Below are 21,783 nucleotides of genomic sequence, written 5' to 3' on the forward strand. Positions count from 1 at the left end.
CAGGCTAAGTCGATGCGCCATCACTCCTCTTCCCCATCTCCAAACAGCCCGAACTGCGCCGCCTCGCGGTTCGGCTCCGGCATGCCGAGATGGCGGAATGCATGCGGCGTCAGAAGCCGGCCGCGCGGGGTGCGCTGGATGAAGCCCTGCTGCAGCAGGAAGGGCTCGATGATCTCCTCGATCGCATCGCGCGGCTCCGAGAGCGAGGCGGCGATCGTCTCGATCCCGACCGGGCCGCCGCCAAAATTGATCGCGACCATGGTGAGGTAGCGCCTGTCCATCTGGTCGAGGCCGATCGCATCGACATCGAGCAGATGCAGCGCCTTGTCGGCGACCGAGCGCGTGACGATGGCGTCGCCATCGACGATGGCGAAGTCGCGCACACGCCTGAGCAGGCGCCCGGCGATGCGCGGCGTTCCACGGGAGCGCTTGGCGATCTCGTTGGCGCCGTCGTCTGACATCGGCACGCCAAGCACGCGGGCGCCGCGCGCGACGATGCCCTGCAGCTCCTCGACCGTGTAGAACTGGAGCCGTATCGGGATACCGAAGCGGTCGCGCAACGGCGTCGTCAGCAGGCCGGCCCGGGTGGTGGCGCCGACCAGGGTGAATTTCGGCAGGTCGATCTTGACCGAACGCGCCGCCGGCCCCTCGCCGATGATCAGATCGAGCTGGTAATCCTCCATCGCCGGATAGAGGATTTCCTCCACCGCCGGGCTGAGCCGGTGGATCTCGTCGATGAAGAGCACGTCGCGCTCCTCGAGATTGGTGAGCTGCGCCGCGAGATCGCCGGCCTTGGCGATGACGGGCCCCGAGGTCGAGCGAAAATTGACGCCGAGCTCGCGCGCCACGATCTGCGCCAGCGTGGTCTTGCCCAGCCCTGGCGGGCCGACGAAGAGGACGTGGTCGAGCGCATCGCCGCGCGATTTGGCGGCGTTGATGAAGACCTGGAGATTGGCCCGCGCCGCCGCCTGGCCGGTGAAATCGGCGAGCGAGAGCGGCCGCAGCGAGCTCTCGCTGTCGTCGTCGCGACGGTCGGCGGTCATCAGGCCGGGGCGGCGCGGCGCATCGCTCACAACTCAATCTCCAATTCGAGCGCGTCGCGCACGGGCAGGTCCTGATAGCCCGTCTTGATGATCGTCGGGACCACCGAGCGATAGTGGTCGATCGCCTCGACATAAAGCCCCGAGAAGTGGAAGCCGCATTTCTGGTAGAAAACCAGGCCGGGCAGGTTGTCGTTCGTCAGCATGGCGCGCAGCTTGACCGCGCCCCTGGCCTTGGCCGCAGTCTTGACCGCGTCGAGAAGCTGAATGGCCGCGCCTTGCCCCTGAGCGACGGAATGCAGCGCACAGAGCAGCGCGACATCGCCGCGCATGGTCCAGCTCGCATAGGCCATCGCCTCGCCATCCGGCGCGAAGACACCGAGCAGATCGAGCTCGGCACAGTCATAGACATGCAGGCCGATCATCATGCTGTGCGAGCCCCAGCTCGCCATCATCAGCGCCAGGAACGCGCTCTTGTCCGCGACGTCGCGGATGATGCCGGCGCTGGGCGCGCTCATTTCGCCAATTCCTTCAGCCCGAGCTTGATGAGCTGCGCCGTGCCGGCCCCCTCGCCCGCCGCCCGCGACGCCGCCGCAACGGCCGCCACGGCCTGCGCCTGCGGGTAGCCGAGGTTGGACAGCGCCGAGACGGCATCCGCCACCGGCTGCGGCAGTTTCCTGTCCTCCAGCGCGCCGGCGAGCTGCGCCACACCGGGATCGATATGGCCGAAGGCCGGGGCCTTGTCCTTGAGCTCGGCGCAGATGCGCTGGGCGAGCTTGGGCCCGACGCCGGAAGCGCGTGCCACAGCCGCCTTGTCGTTGGTGGCGATCGCGGTCGCCAGCGCGCCTGGCTCCAGGATCGATAGGATCGCGAGCGCGACCTTGGCGCCGACGCCCTGCACCATCTGCATCAACCGGAACCAGTCGCGCTCATTGTCGGACAGGAAACCGTAGAGCCGGATCGCATCCTCGCGCACATGCGTCTCGATCGAGAGCGCTGCCGCCTCACCTGGCTTGGGCAGGCGCTGCAGGGTCCGCGACGAGCATTGCACGACATAGCCGACGCCCTGCACGTCGAGGATGACGAAATCCTCGCCATAAGAATCGATCAGGCCCTTGAGCTTACCGATCATCGAAGGCCTCGCCGCTTAGAGCAGGATACAAACTGTAGCGCCTCACGCGGAGGCCCGCATCTGCGCGACCAGGGTTCGCATGCCGCGATGCTGGGCATGACAAATCGCGACCGCCAGCGCATCGGCCGCATCGGCAGACTTTGTCTCCGCCTTGGGCAGCAACACGCGGATCATCATCTGGACCTGCTTCTTGTCGGCATGACCGACGCCAACCACCGTCTTCTTGACGAGGTTCGCCGCATATTCCGCAACCGCCAATCCCGCCAGCGCCGGCACAACGAGGGCGATGCCGCGCGCCTGGCCGAGCTTCAGCGCCGATTGCGGGTCGCGGTTGACGAAGGTCTCCTCGACCGCGACCTCATCGGGCGTCCAGGTCGCGATCACACGGCCGATGCCTTCATGCAATTGCCGCAGCCTTTCGCCCAGTGAAAGCGTGCCGTCGCTCTCAACGCAGCCGCAGGCGATGAAGCTGAGCTTGCTGCCTTCCGAGACGACGACGCCCCAGCCGGTCTTCCGAAGACCGGGATCGAGACCAAGAATGCGAATCGGAGATGCCATGTGAGGATGAGCCTAGACCGTGGACACCCTTTGTTCCATCTCTGCCCTAACGATCGATGATCAGCGCGCATCGATCGCATCACAAGGAAAGGGTTGCCCGCAGCCGGAGATACATGTTGGTGCGAAGAGAACTTTCTTCTTCTCTCGCCCTCTGCAGATGAACGATCTCCTGAACGCGCTCCTTCCCGGCATTTCGGCTTCCGGGCTGGCGATCCTGCTGGCAGCGACAGCGCTCGGCGGAATCGTGCGCGGCTTCACCGGCTTCGGCTTCGCCATGGTCTTCATGCCGCTGGCGAGCATCGTGCTCGGGCCGGTCGCGGCGTTGGGGCTGATCTGGTTCATCGACCTGCCCTATGCGCTGCCGCTGGCGGCGCGCAGCGCCAAGAACGCCGAATGGCGCGAGGTGTTGCCGCTGCTTGCCACCGCGACACTGGCGCTGCCGGCCGGCATCTGGCTCCTGATCTGGCTCGATCGCGAGACCATGCGCTGGATCCTGGCCGGGCTCGTGCTCACCGCCGTCGCGCTGATGGCCTCGGGCTGGCGCTATCACGGCCGGCCGGGCATCCCGCTTTCGCTCGGCGTCGGTGTGCTGTCGGGGTTGTTCAACGGCATGGCGAGCATCGGCGGCATGCCGCTCGCAGTGTTCTGGTTGGGCGCGCAGCGCAATGACAAGCACAAGACACGCGCCAATCTGCAAACCTTCTTCGGCATATCGACACTGATCAGCGGCACGATCCTGTGGCTGAACGGCATCCTCACGAGCGGGGCCGCGCTGATGGCGCTGCCGCTCTGCGCCGTCTATGGCGTGGGTCTTTGGGCCGGCACGCATGGCTTCAGGCTGGCGTCGGACGCCGCCTTCCGTCGCATCGCCTATCTCGTCATTTTCCTGAGCGCGCTGGTCAGCTTGCCGGTATGGGACGGGCTGATCGGGCGCTGAGCCACACCGTCATGCTCGGGCTTGACCCGAGCATCTCTTGCCGGATGAGCCTCTTTCTGCCTGAGATTCTCTGGTCAAGCCCGAGAATGACGAGCCGTTCGTCAGGCTGCGCCGAGCTTGGCCATCACCTCGTCGGCGATCTCGAAATTGGCGAAGACGTTCTGGACGTCATCGTCATTGTCGAGTGCTTCCATCAAACGCATCATCGAGGCGGCCTTTTCCTCGTCGAGCGGAGCCGTCGTCGTCGGCCGCCAGACCGGCTTGACTGATGCCGGCGCGCCTAGCGCCGCTTCCAGCGCCTTCGAGACCTCGTTCAGCGCGTCAAACGCGCATAGGATGGTGTGGCCGCTCTCGTCGCTGATGACATCGTCGGCCCCGGCCTCGATCGCCGCTTCCATGAGCTTGTCGGCATCGCCCGCTTCCAGCGGATAGCTGATCTCGCCGACGCGGTTGAACATGAACGAGACGGAGTTGCTCTCGCCCATCACCCCACCCGACTTGGTGAAATAGGAGCGAACGGCGGATGCGGTGCGGTTGCGGTTGTCGGTCAGCGCCTCGACGATGACGGCAGCGCCACCCGGCCCGTAGCCCTCGTAGCGGACTTCGTCATAATTATCGCCCTCGCCGCCGGCCGCCTTGTTGATGGCGCGCTGGATATTGTCCTTGGGCATGTTCTCGGCGCGCGCGGCCAGCACGGCCATGCGCAGGCGCGGGTTCATGTTCGGATCGGGCATGCCCATCTTGGCGGCGACCGTGATTTCGCGGCCCAGTTTCGAGAACAGCTTGGCGCGCACGGCGTCCTGCTTGCCCTTGCGGTGCATGATGTTCTTGAACTGGGAATGGCCGGCCATGGCAATTCAGCCTCTGCTGTCACGTCTGCGCACATCGCCTGGCCCGTCTTTCGCGGCCGTGGCGGGAGACCGGCCTTATAAGCGCCGGCTTCGGCGACAGGCAAGCCACCGGGACAAGAGCCGCCGCAACGGCCCCGGCGAGCCGCAATTGCGCATGATCGTCCCGCTTGGGGGTTCTGTTAAGTCAATATTTGCCATGAGCTTGCAGAGTCGTTCGCGCGCCGACATCAGGCGCGCGAAGAACCGGACTTCATGACGACTCTTTCCAGCAACCCGATCGCCCAACAGGAGACGCGTTTCCGCGCTTTCCAGATCGAGCCGTTCGACCTCAAACTGCTGCGCCAGCAGTCGCAATTCGCCAGGACGCGGCTGCCCATGCTGCTGGAGGAGCTGCATCCCCAGTTCGAGCCCTGGCCCGAAACCGCGCGGGCGCTGCGCCTGCCCGAGGTGCATGCCCTGCGCCTCGCCCACTGGATCAAGCTGGCCTCGGGCGAACTCGACGACGGCTTCATGGAATCGGCGCATCGTCTCGCCGCCGCCTTCCATGACCACGGCGTCCCTGCCTATGCGGTCGTCATCTGCCACGCCATCGTCTCGAACCGGATCGGAGCCGAACTGGGCCTCGACCGCGACGCGCTGCGGGCGATGAACGGCTTCTGGCGCCGCAAGGAATTCCGCCGCCGCATCGCGCTGCGCGCCGCGCTCAACAAGGCCGCCCAGCTCGACCTCGAACTGCTCCTGGAAACCTATGCCGAGGTGCAGCGCCAGAGCAGCGAGCGCGTCAGTGCCGAATTCGCCGCCTTCGGGATCACCGTGCGCGAGGTCGTCAGCGCGGTGAATTCCGGCGCCGGCACCGTCGAGGCCATGGCCAAAACCATGAACGGCGTGGTCCAGGACACCGGCACCCAGGCGATCGTCGCCTCGCAGGCCTCCGACGCCGCCTCGACCAATGTCCATAGCGTCGCGGGCGCGGCCGAGGAATTGTCGATCTCGCTCGATCAGGTCGCGATCGAGGTGTCGCGCGCCGCCACCATGGCCCATGACGCCAACGCCGCCGCGCTCGAGACCGACATCATCGTCAAGAGCCTGGCGCATTCGGCGCAGACCATCGGCTCCATCGTCGAGATGATCCGCACCATCGCCGCCCAAACCAACATGCTGGCGCTGAACGCCACGATCGAGGCCGCCCGCGCCGGTGAGGCCGGGCGCGGCTTCGCGGTCGTCGCAACCGAGGTGAAGCAGCTCTCCGCCCGCACCGCGCAGGCGACCGACGAGATCGCCGCCCAGGTGCCCTCGATGCAGCTGGCGACCCATGAAGCCGTCGCCGCGATCGAGCGCATCGTCTCCTTCGTCCGGCAGATGGACCAGACCACGGCCACAGTCGCCAGCGGCATCGAGGAACAGCGAGCCGCGACGCAGGAGATCGCCCGCAGCGTCAATCTCGCTGCCCAGAGCACCGAAGAGGTGGCGCAAAGCGTCAGCGGCGTCAGCCTGATGGCGCAAGAGGCCGGCAGCAGCGTCGGCGACGTGCTCAACCTCGCCGGCACATTGGCCGCCAAGGCCGCGTCGCTTGCCGACGCCTTCGATCACCTGATGCAGCGCAATCGCGCCGCCTGAAACAGCTTACAGCATCAGACCGAATATCGTCTTCGGTCTGCTACTGTAGAGCTTTGATCTTGCATCGGCTTGTCCCGAAAACCGGTTCCCACTTTTCGGGCCGATGCTCTAGCGCCGATCAGGCGCGCTCCCAGCCGACAGGCACCGCTTCGCTCAGATGCGGGCCCAGCCGGACCGGCCAGACCGCCTTCGCCAGCCCCGTCGCATCGTCGATTTCGACGGCGACTCCAGACAGCGTGCCCTCGCCGCTGGCGGGTTCGAGCCGCGCGCCCGGCGTCTTCTGCAGGAAACGCCGGACCGGCTCATCCTTGTGCATGCCGAGCACCGAATCATAGTCGCCGCACATGCCGGCATCGGACTGGAAGGCGGTGCCGCCAGGCAGCACGCGCGTATCGGCGGTCGGCGCATGGGTGTGGGTGCCGACGACGAGGCTCGCACGGCCATCGAGGAAATAGCCCATCGCCTGCTTCTCGCTCGTCGCCTCCGCATGGAAGTCGACGATCACCGCATCCGCGACCTCGCCCAGCGGGCAGGCCGAAAGTTCCCGCGCCACAGCGGCGAAGGGATCGTCGAGAGCATCCATGAAGATGCGCCCCATCGCATTGACGACGAGCACCCGCGCGCCATTGGCGGCTTCGATCACGGTCGCGCCGCGCCCCGGCGTACCCGTCGGGTAGTTCGCGGGACGCACCAGCCGGTCCTGGCGCTCGATGAAGACGAGCGCCTCGCGCTGATCCCAGGAGTGATTGCCCAGCGTGACCGCATCCGCACCCGCCGCGAGCAGTTCGTCGCAGATCGCCTCGGTGATGCCGAAGCCGCCCGCCGCGTTCTCGCCGTTGATCACGACGCAGTCGAGGCTCCAGCGCTGGCGCAGGGCCGGCAGACGCTCCTGCACCGCGACCCGCCCGGGGCGGCCGACGACATCGCCGAGGAAGAGAAAACGCATGGGATGAGAACTCGGATGGCTGCGACGCGTCCTCCGTCGCGCGAATGCGCGTCAGAATCAACCGCAGCGTATCGCTTCCCGTTCGGTCACCACCCAGTCGAGCCTGCGATCATGCGGCTCGTCTGGCACCGCCTCGATCTCCTGTACGGCATAGGAGATGCCGATGCTCGTGACCGGACCGAGTTCGGTCAGCGCCCGGTCGAAATAACCCTTGCCATAGCCGATGCGGAAGCCGCGTCGATCGAAGGCGGCAAGCGGAACCAGCAGAATCCTCGGCTTGACCTCGGCTTGACCAGGCTCGGGAACAAGCGTCCCGAATCCGCCCGGCACAATCGGCTCCCACGGCGCCCAGCGCCGGAACAGCATCGCGCCCGAGACGATGGCAGGCAGGCAGAGCGGCATGCCGTGCGCGTGCAGCGACTCCAGGATCGGTCGCGGATCAGCCTCCGAGCGCATCGGCCAATAGGCCGAGACCGGGCCATCTCCCGACAGGGCCGACAGCGCCAGCACCCGCTCGGCAATCACTGGGTCCCATTCCAGCCGGTCGTCGATCTCCAGCGCGTCGCGGCGCGCCAGCGCGGCCTCGCGCAGGGCGGCTTTCCTGTGGGCGGCGCTGTCGGAGAGTGCGTTGGTCATGATCGGAAGTACGGAGCCACCTTGGCCGTGGAGATTTCGATCCCGGGACACCTACTAAAGTAGGTGGGCGCCGTGTGTCCGGGTCCAGGGACCCGGTCAGGGACAGCTCCCTAGGGAGTCGTATGGGCCCGGGAATACAGTTCTCGCACGCACCAGGCAGCCCCGCATCAGCAATGTAAGATGCGCGCCGGCAAAGCGCCAGTGGGCATCTTTGCCGAAGCGCGTTTCAGTTCGGATGTCCACAGTCGGGAGAAGCGCACGGAGGATGGCGCTCCGCTAGAGCCGGATGATTTCAGACGGAGTCACAATGTAACTCCGTCTGAAATCTGAATCCGTCTTTCATCGAAGAGTTAGAGCAAGATGCGAAAAACCGGTTCCCACTTTTTCGCATCCTGCTCTAGCGTTACTCCGTCTCGAAATAGACCCGCGCCGCGACCGGAAGCGCGAAGCCGCTTCCCCGGCCCCGCCCCTATCCGGCCACCCGATCGGCGCACTCCCGCAGCTCGGCCAGTTGCTCCGGCGTCAGAACGCGTTTCGGCACCATCTGGAACAGGCGCGGCGCCTGATAGAACAGCAACATTTCGGCATTCTCCGCCCGCTTGAGATAGTGATCCCAGGGCGTCAGCCACTCGCCGCCATCGCTCGTCACCTTCAGCCCCGCTTCCGACCATGACCAGGTGAGTGGCTGCTGGAGCGATTTCTGCTTTCGGAAAGTCTTCCGCGCAATGTCCGGCGCGAACAGGAAATAGCTCAGGAACGGCATCAGCAGCAGCCAGAACGCGAAGAAGTGAACGATGGCGGCGTAAGTCCCGAACGACCAGCCGCTGGCATAGTCGGAGACGATGAACAGCGCGTAGAGCAGCACCCCCGCGGCGATCATGGCGAGCCGGAAGAGGTCCCGGTAGAAATTCAGCACATGCAGCTTGTTCGCTGCCGCGTAGTCATCCGCCGTCAGGGTGAAGCTCACCGAGCGGTTCATGTCAGCCGGCATTGAGGAACTCCCGGCGGCTTCGCGGGCAGCCGCGGAAACGTGAGCGAAAGCCCGGCAATATCAGCCGACAGGCGCTGGGACCAGGCTGCGCGCAACGCCCTCGATGCGCTCGGCCGCCGCCATCAGCGCCTCGGCCGCGCGATCCTCGACCTCGTTCAGGCGGTGATCGGCCGCGCCGGCATCGCCCTGCACCGCCGTCAACTGCCTCTCCATGGCGGCGACGCGTTGCCTAAGCTCGGAGACCTCGTCGGCGACCATCAGCGCCGCCATCACATGCAGGCGCATGTCGCCGATCTCGCCGAAAGCCTGGCGCATCTCGTCGATCTTGCCGTCATAGAGCCGGGCCAGCCCCTCCAGATGCGGCTCCTCGCCCTCTCCGCAGGCCATGCGATAGGCCTTCCCGGCGATGGTGACGTTGACTTGCGGCATGGTCGCCCCCGCTCAATGATCCAGATGAGGCATCTCGGCCTGCGCACGCGTGATCACCGCGCCGATGACGTTCATCGCCCGCTCCAGCCGCTGATCGACGTCGGTGGCAGCACTCTCGACCTCGCCGAGCCGAGAGACGGCGCCGTCAAGCTCGGCAGCGAGCCGGGCGCGGTCGTCCTGCATCAGGGTCAGTTCCGTCTCGAGATTGGCGCGCCCGCGTTCCGCCTCGATGCGGCGGCGGGCGGCGGCTTCAAGCTGTCCCAACGCGCCGTCGAGGCGCGCGAGCGCATTCTCCAGCATCAGGCTCGCCACCGTCTTTCCTCCTTCAGAACGAAGCCGGCTCACTCGATTCGCGACACTAGCGCATCTGCGGGCGAAACGTGAATCGCAGGTCCAGCCAGGAGCCGCCCGATCCCAAGGGCTTGCGCGCAGTTGCTCAGCCGCCGTCTCGGGCCCGGCCTTGCCCCTCGCATGGCCGAAACGCCTGAGGAGCGAATTGACTCAGGTCGACCCGGCAGCCTAATCGAGCCCGGTCGGCAATCGGCCGAGATTATACATCGCGACCGCCGTCGCCCCGTCCTGGAACGGGAGCCGGCCGCGGCCTTGCCCCATTCGCCGGCGGGAGCCTGAAATACCATGACATCGATCGACCGGAGCCAGCACGACAAGCTCGCCAACGCCATTCGCTCCCTCGCCATGGATGGCGTCGAGCAGGCGAAATCGGGTCATCCCGGCCTGCCGATGGGCGCCGCCGATGTCGCGACCGTCTTGTTCACCCGCGTCATGAATTACGACGCCGCCGATCCGCGCTGGCCCGACCGCGACCGCTTCGTGCTCTCGGCCGGCCATGGCTCGATGCTGCTCTACGCCCTGCTCTATCTCACCGGCGTGCCGGGCATGGAGCTCGACGATCTGAAGAAATTCCGCCAGCTCGAGTCGAAGACCCCGGGCCATCCCGAGAACTTCATGACCGCCGGCATCGAGACCACCACCGGCCCGCTCGGCCAGGGTCTCGCCACCGCCGTCGGCATGGCTATGGCCGAGCGCATGCTCGCCGCCGAGTTCGGCAAGAAGGTCGTCGACCACCACACCTATGTGCTCGCCTCCGACGGCGACCTGATGGAGGGCATCAGCCACGAGGCCATCGCGCTCGCCGGCCATCAGAAGCTGAACAAGCTGATCGTGATGTGGGACGATAACGGCATCTCGATCGACGGCCCGCTGACGATCTCCGACTCGGTCGACCAGGTTGCACGCTTCAAGGCCTGCGGCTGGCGCTCCGAGCGCGTCGACGGACACGACCCCGAGGCGATCGAGGCCGCGATCCGCCGCGCCCAGAAATCGAACAAGCCGACCATGATCGCCTGCAAGACCGTGATCGGCTTCGGCGCGCCCAAGAAGGCCGGCACCTCCAAGGCGCATGGCGAACCGCTCGGCGCGGAAGAGCTTGCCGCTGCCAAGAAGGCGCTCGGCATCACCGGCGGCCCCTTCGAGGTCGCAGCCGATGTGCTCAAGGCCTGGCGCGGCTTCGGCGCTGCCGGCGTGGCCGCCCACAAGGAATGGAAGGAGCGCTTCGCCGCGCTCTCCGAGCGCAAGCGCACCGAGTTCGAGCGCCGTCTCGCCCATAAGCTCCCGGCCAAGCTCGACAAGGTGATCCTCGCCCATAAGAAGGCGCTGATCGCCAGCCCCGTCACCATCGCGACGCGCAAGGCCTCGGAGCTCGCGCTCGACGTCATCGAGCCGGTGATGCCCGAACTGGTCATGGGCTCGGCCGACCTGACCCCCTCCAACAATACCAGGGCCAAGGGCGCCGAGGATTTCACGCCGAAGACGCCTAAGGGCCGCTATGTCCGCTATGGCATCCGCGAGCACGCAATGGCCGCTGCGATGAACGGCATCACGCTGCATGGCGGCTTCCGTACCGGCGGCGGCACCTTCCTGGTCTTCGCCGACTATGCCCGCCCCTCGATGCGGCTCGCCGCGCTGATGGGCCTGCCGGTCGTCTATGTCATGACCCATGACTCGATCGGCCTGGGCGAGGACGGCCCGACCCATCAGCCGGTCGAGCAGATCGCCTCGCTGCGTTGCATGCCGAACATGCATGTCTTCCGCCCGGCCGATGCGATCGAGACCGCCGAAGCCTGGCAGTTCGCGCTGGAGAACAGCAAGGGGCCGACTGTGCTCGCCCTCTCGCGCCAGAACCTCGCCCAATTGCGCACCGATGCGACCGCGACCAACCGCTCGGCCAAGGGCGGCTACGAACTGCTCGCGGCCGAGGGCGGCAAGGCTCAGGTCTCGCTCTTCGCTTCAGGCTCCGAACTCGAGATCGCGGTCGCGGCGCGCAAGCTCCTTGCCGAGAAGGGCGTGCGCGCCCGCGTCGTCTCGGTGCCCTCGCTCGAGCTGCTGCTGGCTCAGGACGAGGCGACGCAGAGCGCCATCATCGGCTCCGCGCCGATCAAGATCGCGATCGAGGCCGGCGTCCGTTTCGGCTGGGATGCCGTGATCGGCCATGATGGCGGCTTCATCGGCATGCACTCCTTTGGGGCGAGCGGCCCCTATAAGGACGTCTACAAGCATTTCGGCATTACGCCCGACGCAGTGGTCGAAGCCGCGATGAAGCGTCATAACGCCTGACGCTTGCGAAACAGGGCAGATATTCCCGCAATGGGCCTTGCGTTCGGTCATCGTTTGGCCGATTTGCCCGCGTGTATGACGGCCCAAGGCGCCGAAACCCGGCGAAGGAGAGGATTGAGATGACGGTCAAGGTGGCGATCAACGGCTTCGGCCGCATCGGACGCAACGTCCTGCGCGCGATCATCGAGTCGAAGCGCAAGGATATCGAGGTCGTGGCGATCAACGATCTCGGCCCTGTCGAGACCAACGCCCATCTCTTCCGCTTCGACTCGGTCCATGGCCGCTTCCCCGGCACCGTGACCGTCTCGGGCGACACGATCGATGTCGGCCGCGGGCCGATCAAGGTCACCGCGATCCGCGATCCCAAGGACCTGCCGCACAAAGCGCTCGGCGTCGACATCGCCTTCGAATGCACCGGCATCTTCACGACGAAGGACAAGGCTTCGGCGCATCTCGCCGCCGGCGCCAAGCGCGTGCTGGTCTCGGCGCCGTGCGACGGCGCCGATCTGACCGTGGTCTACGGCGTGAACCATCATGAGCTGACCAAGGACCACATCATCGTCTCGAACGCGTCCTGCACCACGAACTGCCTGGCTCCGCTGGTGCGCGTGCTGCATGACGCTGTCGGCATCGACAAGGGCTTCATGACCACGATCCATGCCTATACCGGCGACCAGCCGACGCTGGATACGATGCACAAGGATCTCTATCGCGGCCGCGCCGCCGCCATGTCGATGATCCCGACCTCGACCGGCGCCGCCAAGGCGATCGGCCTCGTTATCCCCGAGCTCAAGGGCCGGCTCGATGGCGTGTCGGTGCGCGTTCCCTGCCCGAACGTCTCGATGGTCGACTTCAAGTTCATCTCGAAGCGCAAGACCACGGTCGAGAAGATCAACGAGGCGATCCTGAAGGCCAGCAAACGCGGGCCGCTCAAGGGCATCCTGGCCGTCACCGACCAGCCCAATGTCTCGATCGACTTCAACCACGATCCGGCCTCGTCGACCTTCGCGCTCGACCAGACCAAGGTCATGGACGACAAGTTCGTCAGCGTGATGTCCTGGTACGACAATGAATGGGGCTTCTCGAACCGCATGAGCGACACCGCCGTCGCCATGGCCAAGCTGCTCTGATCCAACCCGAGCGATGCCGCGCCCATCTGGGCGCGGCCTTCCCTGTTTTCCTCGCCTGTTTTCCTCGCATGAACGGACCCCCCATGGCCAAGATCGAGCCGACCGTCGCAGCACCGGCCAGCGCCGCCCAGCCGACCATCCTCGCGCCGGCGCCGTCCCTTGGCACGCCTTACGTCGTCGGTAGCGCGATGCCGGTCGCGGAGACGCCCGCAAGCGAGCCGCGCGGGCTCGACCAGCTCTCCCGGATCGAGGAGAAGGCAGCGCGCATCGAGGAGAAGTTCGCCCGCTACGAGGCCGTACTGACCCGCGCCGAAGCCTCGCTGGAGCGCAGCGCCCATAAGGTCGACAGCGCCGCCGCGACCCTGGATTTCGCCAGCATCCGCGACGAGGTCGCTGCCCTGCGCCAGCGCGTCGATGCGACGCCGCGCTTCGGTGCGCTGTTCGTCACCGGCCTCGCCACCGCGGTGCTGACGGTGCTGCTCACCGTGCTCGTGCTCAAATTCGGCGTGCCGGGCCTGTTTGGAGGCTTGCTGTCGCGATGAGCTTTCGGCCCGTCCAATGCCTCCAAGCGCGACGCAGCGTCCGCTGGCAGGGGCTGGGCGAGGAAGGGCTGGAACATCTGACGGTTTCCGCGACAGCTGAGGCCGTTTATGCCGAAGCGGTCGTGATCGGCGCGCGCGGCGGTACGCCTTACGGGGTGACTTACCGGATCGCCTGCGATCTCGATTTCTCAGTGCGATCCTTCGCGGTCTCCACGACCGATGGCCGCGGCCTCGAGATGACACGGCGTGATGGCGCTTGGTACGACAGCCGGCGCGGCCATCTACCTGACTTCGACGGCTGTATCGACATAGACCTGGCTGGAACGCCCTTCACGAATACGCTGCCAATCCGCCGCACGGCCTGGCAAATGGGAACCGAGCGCAGCTTCACGATGCTGTATGTGTCCTTCGACACATTCGAGCCCTCGGTAGATGCTCAGATCTATACCTGCCTTGACCCGCGTCTGTTTCGCTACAAAGCAGCCGACCGCAGTTTCACAGCCGATCTGCCCGTCGACGAGGATGGCCTCGTCATGGATTATCCCACCCTGTTCCAACGTCTTTGAAGAGAGCGCGATGACTGCCTTCCGCACCCTCAATCATGCCGATCTCGCCGGCAAGCGCGCGCTTGTTCGCGTCGATCTCAACGTGCCGATGGAGAACGGCAAGATCACGGACGCGACGCGCATCGAGCGCGTACTGCCAACGATCCGCGAGATCTCCGGCAAGGGCGGCAAGGTCATCCTGCTCGCCCATTTCGGCCGCCCCAAGGGCCGTGACGCCAAGGACAGCCTGAAGCCTGTCGCTGTGGCGCTCGCCCATGCGCTGGGCCAGCCCGTCACCTTCGTCGAGGATTGCATCGGCGAGGACGTCGCCAAGGCCGTCTCGGCGGCGAAGAACGGCGAGGTCCTGTTGCTGGAGAACACCCGCTTCCACGCCGGCGACGAGAAGAACGACCCCGCCTTCGTCCAGGCGCTCGCTGCCAATGGCGACCTCTTCGTCAACGACGCCTTTTCGGCGGCGCACCGCGCCCATGCCTCGACCGAGGGCCTCGCCCATGTCCTGCCAGCCTTCGCCGGCCGCTCCATGCAGGCCGAGCTCGAGGCTCTCTCTTCCGGGCTCGACAATCCTGCCCGCCCGGTAATGGCCATCGTCGGCGGTGCGAAAGTCTCGACCAAGCTCGATCTGCTCGGCAACCTGGTCAAGAAGGTCGAGGTGCTCGTCATCGGCGGCGGCATGGCCAACACCTTCCTCGCCGCACGCGGCATCAATGTCGGCAAGTCGCTCTGCGAGCATGACCTCGTCGCCACCGCCCGCGAGATCGAGGCCAAGGCCAAGGCCGCCGGCTGCGAGATCATGCTGCCAGTCGATGCGCTGGTCGCGCGCGAATTCAAGGCCCATCCCGGCCATCGCGTCATCCAGATCGGCGAGGTCGAGCCCGACGAGATGATTTTGGACGCCGGCCCCTTGAGCGTCGCCGAGGTCGTGCTCAAGCTCGACCAGGTCAAGACGCTGGTCTGGAACGGGCCTTTTGGCGCCTTCGAACTGCCGCCCTTCGACACCGCCACCGTCACCGTCGCCAAGGCCGCCGCCAAGCGCGTCAAGGCCGGCCAGCTCGTCGCCGTCGCCGGCGGCGGCGACACCGTCGCGGCCATGAACCATGCCGGCGTCGCCGACGATTTGACCTACATCTCGACAGCGGGCGGCGCCTTCCTGGAGTGGATGGAAGGCAAGGACTTGCCAGGCGTCGAAGCCCTGCGGACGACGTGAGCGACACCTACCGACTGCCCTTGCGGCAGCCGGTGTTTATGCTATGTTCTCGTCATGAGCGAGAACATCAAGGATGCGATGCCGCAGATCCTGATGAAAATTCAGGAAGACCTCGCCTCTTTCAGGCGGGAGATGGCGGATCGGCTGGATCGCATCGAGACGATCCAGAAGCAGGAACGGCGCATCAGCGCCGCCATGCTGGCGATGATGCGCGGCACCGCAGGCGCCTATGAAGATCGGCTCAACCAGCTCGAAATCAATCGGATCGTCAAGCTTTAGGAGCGGGTGAACGCGCTGAAGCACCAGCACGCCTGACCACGCGCCGTGGAGGAATCTGCGCCGTGGCGCCTCCCCCTCGTGCGAGAAAGGTGCATTGCCGAAACCTGGAATCAAACAATCGACTTGAGGGCAGGCGCAGGCTGCATAGCGATTTCACCTTGAATCTGATAAATCTTGTTGACCTCATCAGACGGCAAGCGGGGAGATGTCGTGACAATTCAGGCCAATGATCGATTTAATGAAGGTCAAAAAGTCTACCCTGTCATAACACCTGCTTTAGATCCTTTATTAGATGCACATTTAATCGACGCTCGCGATTTCTGCGATACTTGGATGACCAGTTGTTGGCGAGGGTATATTGCATCATGGAGAATCGTGGACGGAGAACTTCTGCTATGGAAGCTGAGAGTTCCATCAGGGCTTCAATGGATTGACGCTCCGAAAGAGTTGAAAGCCGAGGTTCTCGCGTTGTCCGGCTCCAGCAAATTTCCCGTTTTTGCTAATTGGTTCACTGGTGACTTTATCATTGGTCTCGGAGAGAGGTATCCGAGCGGGTTTGCCTTCGGCCTTTATGAGATAGAGCGCATTTTCACCATCAAGAACGGCTTGGTGCATCGGGAACGGCGTAAGCGAAGAATAGCGCGGTCCTGGATCGACATGGCTCGGCGATAAGCGCGCTCAGGTCGCAAGTATGAAGCAGGCGAATCTCGGAGGAGTACGTAACCGTGCTGGAAGCGCAGGTGCTGGCCCACATTCACGCTACGCGCCGCTTTCGCTTTGCGTCCGCCGCCTATCCGCTCTAAATCCTCCCCAGCCCTTGAAACCGCACCGGGAGGACCTCCGTGGCCCGTATTACGCTCCGCCAGTTGCTCGATCACGCCGCCGAACATGATTACGGCGTGCCCGCCTTCAACATCAACAACATGGAGCAGGCCCTGGCCATCATGGCGGCGGCGGATGCCACCGACGCCCCCGTCATCATCCAGGCCTCGCGCGGCGCCCGCTCCTACGCCAACGACATCATGCTCAAGCACATGATGGATGCCGTAACCGAGATCTATCCGCATATCCCGGTCTGCGTGCATCTCGACCACGGCAATGAGCCGGCGACCTGCATGACCGCGATCCAGGCCGGCTTCACCTCGGTGATGATGGACGGCTCGCTCAAGGCCGACGGCAAGACGCCCGGCGACTGGGACTACAATGTCGGCGTGACCAAGACCGTGACCGAAATGGCCCATCTCGGCGGCATCTCGGTCGAGGGTGAGCTCGGCGTGCTCGGCTCGCTGGAATCGGGCGAAGGCGAGAAGGAGGACGGTCACGGCTTCGAGGGCAAGCTCAGCCATGACCAGCTCCTGACCAACCCCGAGGAAGCGGTGAAATTCGTCGCCGAGACCAAGGTCGATGCGCTCGCCATCGCCATGGGCACCTCGCACGGCGCCTACAAGTTCACCCGCAAGCCCGACGGCGCGATCCTGGCGATGCATGTCATCGAGGAGATCCACAAGAAGCTGCCGAACATGCATCTCGTCATGCATGGCTCGTCCAGCGTTCCGCAGGACCTCCAGGACATCATCAACCAGTATGGCGGCAAGATGCCCCAGACCTGGGGCGTGCCGGTCGAGGAGATCCAGCGCGGCATCAAGCACGGCGTGCGCAAGATCAACATCGACACCGACAACCGCATGGCGATGACCGGCCAGATCCGGAAGATCCTGTCCGAGAATCCCGGCGAGTTCGACCCGCGCAAATACCTGAAGCCCGCCATGGAGGCGATGACCAAGCTCTGCACGCTGCGGCTGAAGGAGTTCAACACCGCCGGCCAGGCAAGCAAGATCAAGCGCATCGCGACCACCGCCGAAATGGCCAAGCGCTACGCCAAGGGCGAGCTCGACCCGACCTTCGGCAAGCCGAAGGCGGCGTGAACGTCCTGGACCACAGGGCGGAGCGTCGCTCCGCCCTGATCGGCTGTCTCCGGACCTTCTCGTGAAGAAGGTCCTTTTCGTCTGCAGTCGGAATCGCCTGCGCAGCCCGACGGCCGAGCAGGTCTTCTCGACGCGACGCGACATTGAAGTCGCGTCGGCTGGGACGAACCACGATGCAGATGTGCCCGTGACGGCTGAGCTGGCCGCCTGGGCCGACGTGATCTTCGTCATGGAGCGCGTTCACGGCACCAAGCTGCGGCAGCGCTTCGGCAGGCATATGAAATCGGCCCGCCTCATTTGCCTCGATATCCCGGACAACTACGCTTTCATGGATCCGGCCCTTGTCCGGCTGCTGGAAAGCAAAGTCTCCCGTCACCTGCCGTGAGACGTCCAGAATTGGGGCGCTGCTTCAGCGTTTCCTGCACAGACCGGCCATTGCATTGGTCCGGCGGATCGATCCTCTACGACTTGATCAGCCCGGCCGTCCTGGGCAGCCACAGCGCGATCTCCGGAAAGAACGTCACCGCGAGCACGATCGCCAGCATCGCGACGATGAAGGGCGGGACCTCCCGGAAGATCTCCGAGAGCGGCGTGCCGGTGAGCCCAGCCATGACGAAGAGCAGCAGCCCATGCGGCGGCAGTGTCAGCCCGACCATCATGTTGAGCACCACGACGATGCCGAAATGCACGAGATCGATGCCTAGGCCCTGCGCCACCGGCACGATCAACGGCACGATGACGAGCAGGATCGTGACCTCGTCGAGCACGATCGCGAGCAGCAGCATCAGCAGGTCGACGATCAGCAGGAACTGCGTCGCCGAGAGGTTCCAGGCAAGCAGGGTCGACTGGATCAGCTTCGGCACGCCCTCATTGGCGACCGCATAGTTGAAGACGAAGGCGCCGGCCATGATCAGCGCGATCATCGCGGTCGCCTTCACCGTGTCGCCCATCACGACCAGCAACTGCGCTGGCTTCAGCGTGCGATAGACGACGAAGGCCAGGATCAGCGCATAGCTCGCCGCGATCGCAGCCGCTTCCGTTGGCGTGGTGACGCCGGAATAGATCAGTCCGAGCAGGATGCCGGGCAGTGCGAGCGGCGCCAGCGCCCGGCCGAAGACCGCCGGCATCGCGCCCCAGGACACCTTCTCCTCGCGCGGGAAATTGCGGCGGCGGGAAATGATTGCGATCACGCCCATCAGCGCCAGCGCCATCATCCCGGCCGGCACGAGCCCGCCCAGGAACATCGCGCCGACCGAGGCATTGGCGATCAGCGCATAGAAGATCATCGGGATCGAGGTTGGCATCAGCGGCCCCAGCGTCGCCGAGACGACCGATGTCGCCGCAGCGAAGCCGCGGGGGTAGCGGCCGTTTTTGGTCATCATCCGCGCCACGATCAGGCCCGGCCCCGAGGCGTCGGCGACGGCTGAGCCGCTCATGCCGGAAAAGATCAGGTTTGAGACGACATTCACCTGCGCGAGCCCGCCCGGCAGATGCCCGACCATCGCCGAGCCGAAGCGCAGCAGGCGCTCGATCACCCCGCTCGCATTCATCACATTGGCGACGAAGATGAACAGCGGCACCGCGATCAGCAGATAGGAATTGTAGAGCCCGTTCATCGTCTGGTCGACGACGAGCCCGACATCCTGATGCGTCGAGATCATATAGGCGAAGCCCGCCGCCAGCATGGACAGGCCGAGCGGCGCGCCGAGCACCGCGGCGGCCGTGAAGACGCCCATCAAAACCCACAACCCGTCGGACATGCGTCCCGTTTCCCGTCAGATATGCGAACGCCAGCGCGGCCCGAGCAGCTTGACGATCTGCCAGGCCGAGCGCGCCACCACGGCGATGAGGAAGAGGCCGAAGCAGGAATAGATCAGGTCGAGCCGCAGGTTCAGCACCGGCGTGCGCTCGCGCCAGAGGAAGGCGATGTAGTCGAGCGATCCCGGCAGCGCCCAGACGAAAATGCCGCCGACGAAGACGAGCCGCGCCAGCGCCATGACGCGTTTCCAGCGCTCCGGCAGCGGGCGATAGACCAGATCGAAGGTGATCTGCTCCCTGTCGCGCACGACGAAGGCATTGGCCCAGAAGATGATCCAGATGAACAGGATCACCGAGACCTCGTCGGCCCAGGCTGCCTCGTCATGTTCGAGATAGCGGGTGATGATCTTGTAGTTGAAGATCAGGAAGACGAGCGCAAACATCAGCGCCGGGACGGCGGTCGCGAAGCGGCGCAGCCGCGCGCCCCAGCCGGTTGCGCTCTCGCCTTGCGTCTCCACCGCCGCAACCGTCTGCATGGCGCCTCAGGCCTCGGTGACGCGCTTGAGCCAGGCCATGTCCCAGGCCTTGGTCGCATCGGCCCCGGAATAGGCCTTGTCGGCCCCCTCGCGGAACGGCGCGAGATCGATCGCGTCGACGCTCAGGCCCCTGCCCTTGAGCGCATCGATGATGCTGGCCTCGTCGGCGAGGCGGCCATCATCGCCCGCCTTGGCGGCCTTGCGCGCCGCTGCCTGCAGGGACGCCTGCTGCGCCGCCGAGAGCTTGGCCCAAACCGGTTTGGCAATGGCGAAGAACACCGGCTGCAGCATATGCGAGGTCAGCACGACCTGCTCGCTCACCTCGTAGAGTTTTGCGGCGTTGAAGATCGAGAGCGGGTTCTCCTGGCCGTCGACCGTACCGGTCTTGAGCGCGAGATAGACCTCGGGCATGCCGAGCGGCAGCGGGCTCACCCCCAGCGTCCGGCCGAGCAGCAGCCATTCCGGCCCCGCCGGCATGCGCAGCTTGGTCCCAGCGAGGTCCGCCGGCCCCTTCACATTGCGCTTCGCGCGCAGGGAGACCTGCCGCGTGCCAAGATAATGCGTCGCGAGGATCTCGATGCCCATCTTCTCGGACACGGTCTTGCGGTACTCCTCGCCCATCCGCCCGTCGAAGACACGGCGCAGATGGGCATGGTCCTTGAACAGATAGCCGCGGTTGAAGAAGCCGAGTTCGGGCACCTGCTGGGCCACCTCGAAGGTGGTCATCGTGCTCATTTCGAGGTTGCCGCGCTGCAGCGCCTGCACCTCGGTACCCTGCTTGAACAGGGTCGAGGCGGTGTGGACGCTGACGTTCAGCCCGGCCGAACTGCCGTCGATCTCAGCCTTCAGCGCGTCGAGCGCCTTGGCCAGGAAATCGCTCGGCGGGGCCGCTGTTGAGATGCGGATCTGCACGGGCGCCTGCGCTGCGCCCCGTCCCGCATAGCCGATGAGCGCACCGGCCAGTGCGCCTTTCATGATCCCACGCCGCGTCGTCATCGCTGTTTTCCCCTCATTATGCGTTGTGATCAGGACGTCTCGCTCACAGGCTTAGGTTCACAGGCTCAGGCCGCCCAGGGATTTGCCGCCATCCACGAACAAGGTCGCGCGCCCGATGCCGGACGCGCCGCCTGTCACGAAGGCGACGGGCGCGACCGCCATCTCAGGCCGTCGCCTGGATGACGACGCTGAGCTTGCCGATACCCTCGATCTCGGCATCGACCGTGTCGCCGACAGAGAGGAAGGTGCCCTTGGGCACGCCGACGCCGGCGGGCGTCCCGGTCAGGATCAGGTCGCCGGGGTCGAGCGTCATGATCCGCGATGCGGTCGCGATCTGTTCGGCGAGCGAGAAGATCATGTCGCTGGAGCGGCCATCCTGCTTCACCTCGCCATTAACCGCGAGCTTCAGGCCGAGATTCTGCGGATCGGCGATGGCGGAGGCCGGCACGAAGCGCGGGCCGAGCGGGCAGCAGGTGTCGTTGGCCTTACCCGCCACCCAGTCGAGCTTGTAGAAGGTTTCCGGCGCGCGATTGTGGTCGCGGGCGGAGAAGTCGATCGCGACCGTATAGCCCGCGACATGCGACAGCGCGATCTCGACGGAGACATTGCGCGCCGTCTTGCCGATCACGGCTGCGAGCTCGATCTCCCAGTCGAATTTCTCGGTACCGATCGGCACGCGCACCGTCGCACCCTCGCCGACGACCGCGTTGCGCGGCGGCTTCATGAAGAAGAACAGCCGCTGTTCCTCCTTCTTGGCGCCGGGCATGCCCATCTCGGCGAGATGGTCGAAATAATTCGCGCCGGCGCAGAGGATCTTACCGGGGTAGAGCAGCGGCGCGAGACGGCGCGAGGCCGTGACCAGATCGGCCGGATCGACCTCGGCGGCGGCTATCGCAAGAGCCCCTTCGGCACGCCCCCAATCCGCGAACAGGCCGATGACGCTGGCCTGCCCGAGAAACCCGACCCGCGCCAGCGATGGCTCCAGAGCATAGAGCTTGCCCTCCACCTCGAGGCAGGCAACAGGCCCACTCGCCATCTCGACCGTCGTCAGAGCCCACCCGGCATGCGCCATCGCC

25 protein-coding genes and 1 other RNA gene are annotated in these 21,783 nt (G+C 65.4%); 11 read left to right on the forward strand and 15 right to left on the reverse strand.

The window, feature by feature from the left end:
* Nucleotides 1–20 precede the first annotated feature (20 nt).
* Genes ruvB through ruvC form a run of 4 tightly spaced genes read right to left on the reverse strand, consistent with a single transcriptional unit; the run spans nucleotide 21 to nucleotide 2,730 of the window.
* A complete protein-coding gene (gene ruvB / locus BHK69_RS27980; RefSeq protein ID WP_069694029.1) occupies nucleotides 21–1,043 on the reverse strand; it encodes a Holliday junction branch migration DNA helicase RuvB in 1,023 nt (340 codons plus the stop codon).
* Between the two features lie 26 nt (nucleotides 1,044–1,069).
* Nucleotides 1,070–1,558, reverse strand: a complete 489-nt coding sequence (locus tag BHK69_RS27985; protein WP_069692964.1) for a GNAT family N-acetyltransferase — start codon at nucleotides 1,556–1,558, stop codon at nucleotides 1,070–1,072.
* Nucleotides 1,555–2,172 (reverse strand): Holliday junction branch migration protein RuvA, encoded by a 618-nt coding sequence (gene ruvA, locus BHK69_RS27990; protein WP_069692965.1) that lies wholly within the window; start codon nucleotides 2,170–2,172, stop codon nucleotides 1,555–1,557. Before ruvA ends, BHK69_RS27985 begins: the two co-directional genes overlap by 4 nt.
* Nucleotides 2,173–2,214: 42 nt before the next feature.
* Nucleotides 2,215–2,730 (reverse strand): crossover junction endodeoxyribonuclease RuvC, encoded by a 516-nt coding sequence (ruvC, locus tag BHK69_RS27995; RefSeq protein WP_069692966.1) that lies wholly within the window; start codon nucleotides 2,728–2,730, stop codon nucleotides 2,215–2,217.
* Between the two features lie 157 nt (nucleotides 2,731–2,887).
* Here ruvC and BHK69_RS28000 point away from each other — a divergent pair, with 157 nt between their 5' ends.
* Nucleotides 2,888–3,667: a sulfite exporter TauE/SafE family protein gene (locus tag BHK69_RS28000; protein ID WP_069692967.1), complete on the forward strand. Its 780-nt coding sequence runs from the start codon at nucleotides 2,888–2,890 to the stop codon at nucleotides 3,665–3,667.
* Between the two features lie 101 nt (nucleotides 3,668–3,768).
* Here the strand turns inward: BHK69_RS28000 and BHK69_RS28005 are convergent, their stop codons facing one another.
* Nucleotides 3,769–4,518, reverse strand: coding sequence for a YebC/PmpR family DNA-binding transcriptional regulator (locus tag BHK69_RS28005; protein ID WP_069692968.1), 750 nt, complete (start codon nucleotides 4,516–4,518; stop codon nucleotides 3,769–3,771).
* A 252-nt stretch (nucleotides 4,519–4,770) separates the two neighbouring features.
* Between BHK69_RS28005 and BHK69_RS28010 the strand changes: the two genes are divergently transcribed.
* Entirely contained in the window at nucleotides 4,771–6,135 is a 1,365-nt protein-coding gene (locus BHK69_RS28010; RefSeq protein WP_069692969.1) for a globin-coupled sensor protein, read from the forward strand.
* Nucleotides 6,136–6,253: 118 nt separating this feature from the next.
* Here the strand turns inward: BHK69_RS28010 and BHK69_RS28015 are convergent, their stop codons facing one another.
* The 6 genes from BHK69_RS28015 to BHK69_RS28040 all read right to left on the reverse strand — a co-directional run bounded on the left by BHK69_RS28015 (nucleotide 6,254) and on the right by BHK69_RS28040 (nucleotide 9,449).
* Nucleotides 6,254–7,081: a TIGR00282 family metallophosphoesterase gene (locus tag BHK69_RS28015; protein ID WP_069692970.1), complete on the reverse strand. Its 828-nt coding sequence runs from the start codon at nucleotides 7,079–7,081 to the stop codon at nucleotides 6,254–6,256.
* A 57-nt stretch (nucleotides 7,082–7,138) separates the two neighbouring features.
* Nucleotides 7,139–7,717 (reverse strand): 5-formyltetrahydrofolate cyclo-ligase, encoded by a 579-nt coding sequence (locus BHK69_RS28020; protein ID WP_069692971.1) that lies wholly within the window; start codon nucleotides 7,715–7,717, stop codon nucleotides 7,139–7,141.
* Nucleotides 7,718–7,726: 9 nt separating this feature from the next.
* A non-coding RNA gene (gene ssrS, locus BHK69_RS28025) (6S RNA) lies at nucleotides 7,727–7,883 on the reverse strand.
* A 303-nt stretch (nucleotides 7,884–8,186) separates the two neighbouring features.
* On the reverse strand, nucleotides 8,187–8,708 hold the full coding sequence (locus BHK69_RS28030) for a YcxB family protein (RefSeq protein WP_083269725.1): 522 nt from the start codon (nucleotides 8,706–8,708) through the stop codon (nucleotides 8,187–8,189).
* Between the two features lie 60 nt (nucleotides 8,709–8,768).
* Nucleotides 8,769–9,137, reverse strand: coding sequence for a cell division protein ZapA (locus BHK69_RS28035; protein WP_069692972.1), 369 nt, complete (start codon nucleotides 9,135–9,137; stop codon nucleotides 8,769–8,771).
* Nucleotides 9,138–9,149: 12 nt separating this feature from the next.
* Complete coding sequence (locus BHK69_RS28040) at nucleotides 9,150–9,449, reverse strand: DUF4164 family protein (protein WP_244546312.1); 300 nt, start codon at nucleotides 9,447–9,449, stop codon at nucleotides 9,150–9,152.
* 324 nt (nucleotides 9,450–9,773) lie between these two features.
* Here BHK69_RS28040 and tkt point away from each other — a divergent pair, with 324 nt between their 5' ends.
* The 9 genes from tkt (at nucleotide 9,774) to BHK69_RS28085 (ending at nucleotide 17,802) form a co-directional block, all read left to right on the forward strand.
* Nucleotides 9,774–11,771: a transketolase gene (gene tkt / locus BHK69_RS28045; RefSeq protein ID WP_069692974.1), complete on the forward strand. Its 1,998-nt coding sequence runs from the start codon at nucleotides 9,774–9,776 to the stop codon at nucleotides 11,769–11,771.
* A gap of 119 nt (nucleotides 11,772–11,890) precedes the next feature.
* Nucleotides 11,891–12,901 (forward strand): type I glyceraldehyde-3-phosphate dehydrogenase, encoded by a 1,011-nt coding sequence (gene gap, locus BHK69_RS28050; protein ID WP_069692975.1) that lies wholly within the window; start codon nucleotides 11,891–11,893, stop codon nucleotides 12,899–12,901.
* Between the two features lie 83 nt (nucleotides 12,902–12,984).
* Nucleotides 12,985–13,443, forward strand: coding sequence for a hypothetical protein (locus BHK69_RS28055; protein ID WP_069692976.1), 459 nt, complete (start codon nucleotides 12,985–12,987; stop codon nucleotides 13,441–13,443).
* Nucleotides 13,440–14,009 (forward strand): putative glycolipid-binding domain-containing protein, encoded by a 570-nt coding sequence (locus tag BHK69_RS28060; RefSeq protein WP_069692977.1) that lies wholly within the window; start codon nucleotides 13,440–13,442, stop codon nucleotides 14,007–14,009. Before BHK69_RS28055 ends, BHK69_RS28060 begins: the two co-directional genes overlap by 4 nt.
* 10 nt (nucleotides 14,010–14,019) lie before the next feature.
* Nucleotides 14,020–15,213 (forward strand): phosphoglycerate kinase, encoded by a 1,194-nt coding sequence (locus BHK69_RS28065; protein WP_069692978.1) that lies wholly within the window; start codon nucleotides 14,020–14,022, stop codon nucleotides 15,211–15,213.
* Between the two features lie 78 nt (nucleotides 15,214–15,291).
* Nucleotides 15,292–15,492 carry a hypothetical protein gene (locus BHK69_RS28070; protein WP_148663615.1) on the forward strand — a complete coding sequence of 67 codons (201 nt, stop codon included), beginning with the start codon at nucleotides 15,292–15,294 and terminating at the stop codon, nucleotides 15,490–15,492.
* 210 nt (nucleotides 15,493–15,702) lie between these two features.
* The gene (locus tag BHK69_RS32410) at nucleotides 15,703–16,164 is read left to right on the forward strand and encodes a hypothetical protein (protein ID WP_148663616.1); all 462 of its coding nucleotides are present in this window, start codon (nucleotides 15,703–15,705) and stop codon (nucleotides 16,162–16,164) included.
* Nucleotides 16,165–16,334: 170 nt separating this feature from the next.
* A complete protein-coding gene (gene fba / locus BHK69_RS28080; RefSeq protein ID WP_069692981.1) occupies nucleotides 16,335–17,417 on the forward strand; it encodes a class II fructose-bisphosphate aldolase in 1,083 nt (360 codons plus the stop codon).
* 61 nt (nucleotides 17,418–17,478) lie between these two features.
* Nucleotides 17,479–17,802: a low molecular weight protein tyrosine phosphatase family protein gene (locus tag BHK69_RS28085; RefSeq protein ID WP_069692982.1), complete on the forward strand. Its 324-nt coding sequence runs from the start codon at nucleotides 17,479–17,481 to the stop codon at nucleotides 17,800–17,802.
* Nucleotides 17,803–17,878: 76 nt separating this feature from the next.
* Here the strand turns inward: BHK69_RS28085 and BHK69_RS28090 are convergent, their stop codons facing one another.
* The 4 genes from BHK69_RS28090 to BHK69_RS28105 all read right to left on the reverse strand — a co-directional run bounded on the left by BHK69_RS28090 (nucleotide 17,879) and on the right by BHK69_RS28105 (nucleotide 21,779).
* Nucleotides 17,879–19,177, reverse strand: coding sequence for a TRAP transporter large permease (locus BHK69_RS28090; RefSeq protein WP_069692983.1), 1,299 nt, complete (start codon nucleotides 19,175–19,177; stop codon nucleotides 17,879–17,881).
* Nucleotides 19,178–19,192: 15 nt separating this feature from the next.
* Complete coding sequence (locus BHK69_RS28095; protein WP_069692984.1) at nucleotides 19,193–19,711, reverse strand: TRAP transporter small permease; 519 nt, start codon at nucleotides 19,709–19,711, stop codon at nucleotides 19,193–19,195.
* A 6-nt stretch (nucleotides 19,712–19,717) separates the two neighbouring features.
* Complete coding sequence (gene dctP, locus BHK69_RS28100; RefSeq protein WP_069692985.1) at nucleotides 19,718–20,707, reverse strand: TRAP transporter substrate-binding protein DctP; 990 nt, start codon at nucleotides 20,705–20,707, stop codon at nucleotides 19,718–19,720.
* Nucleotides 20,708–20,870: 163 nt separating this feature from the next.
* On the reverse strand, nucleotides 20,871–21,779 hold the full coding sequence (locus tag BHK69_RS28105; RefSeq protein ID WP_069692986.1) for a fumarylacetoacetate hydrolase family protein: 909 nt from the start codon (nucleotides 21,777–21,779) through the stop codon (nucleotides 20,871–20,873).
* Nucleotides 21,780–21,783: the final 4 nt, after the last annotated feature.

It is taken from the genome of Bosea vaviloviae (assembly GCF_001741865.1).
Taxonomy (GTDB): domain Bacteria; phylum Pseudomonadota; class Alphaproteobacteria; order Rhizobiales; family Beijerinckiaceae; genus Allobosea; species Allobosea vaviloviae.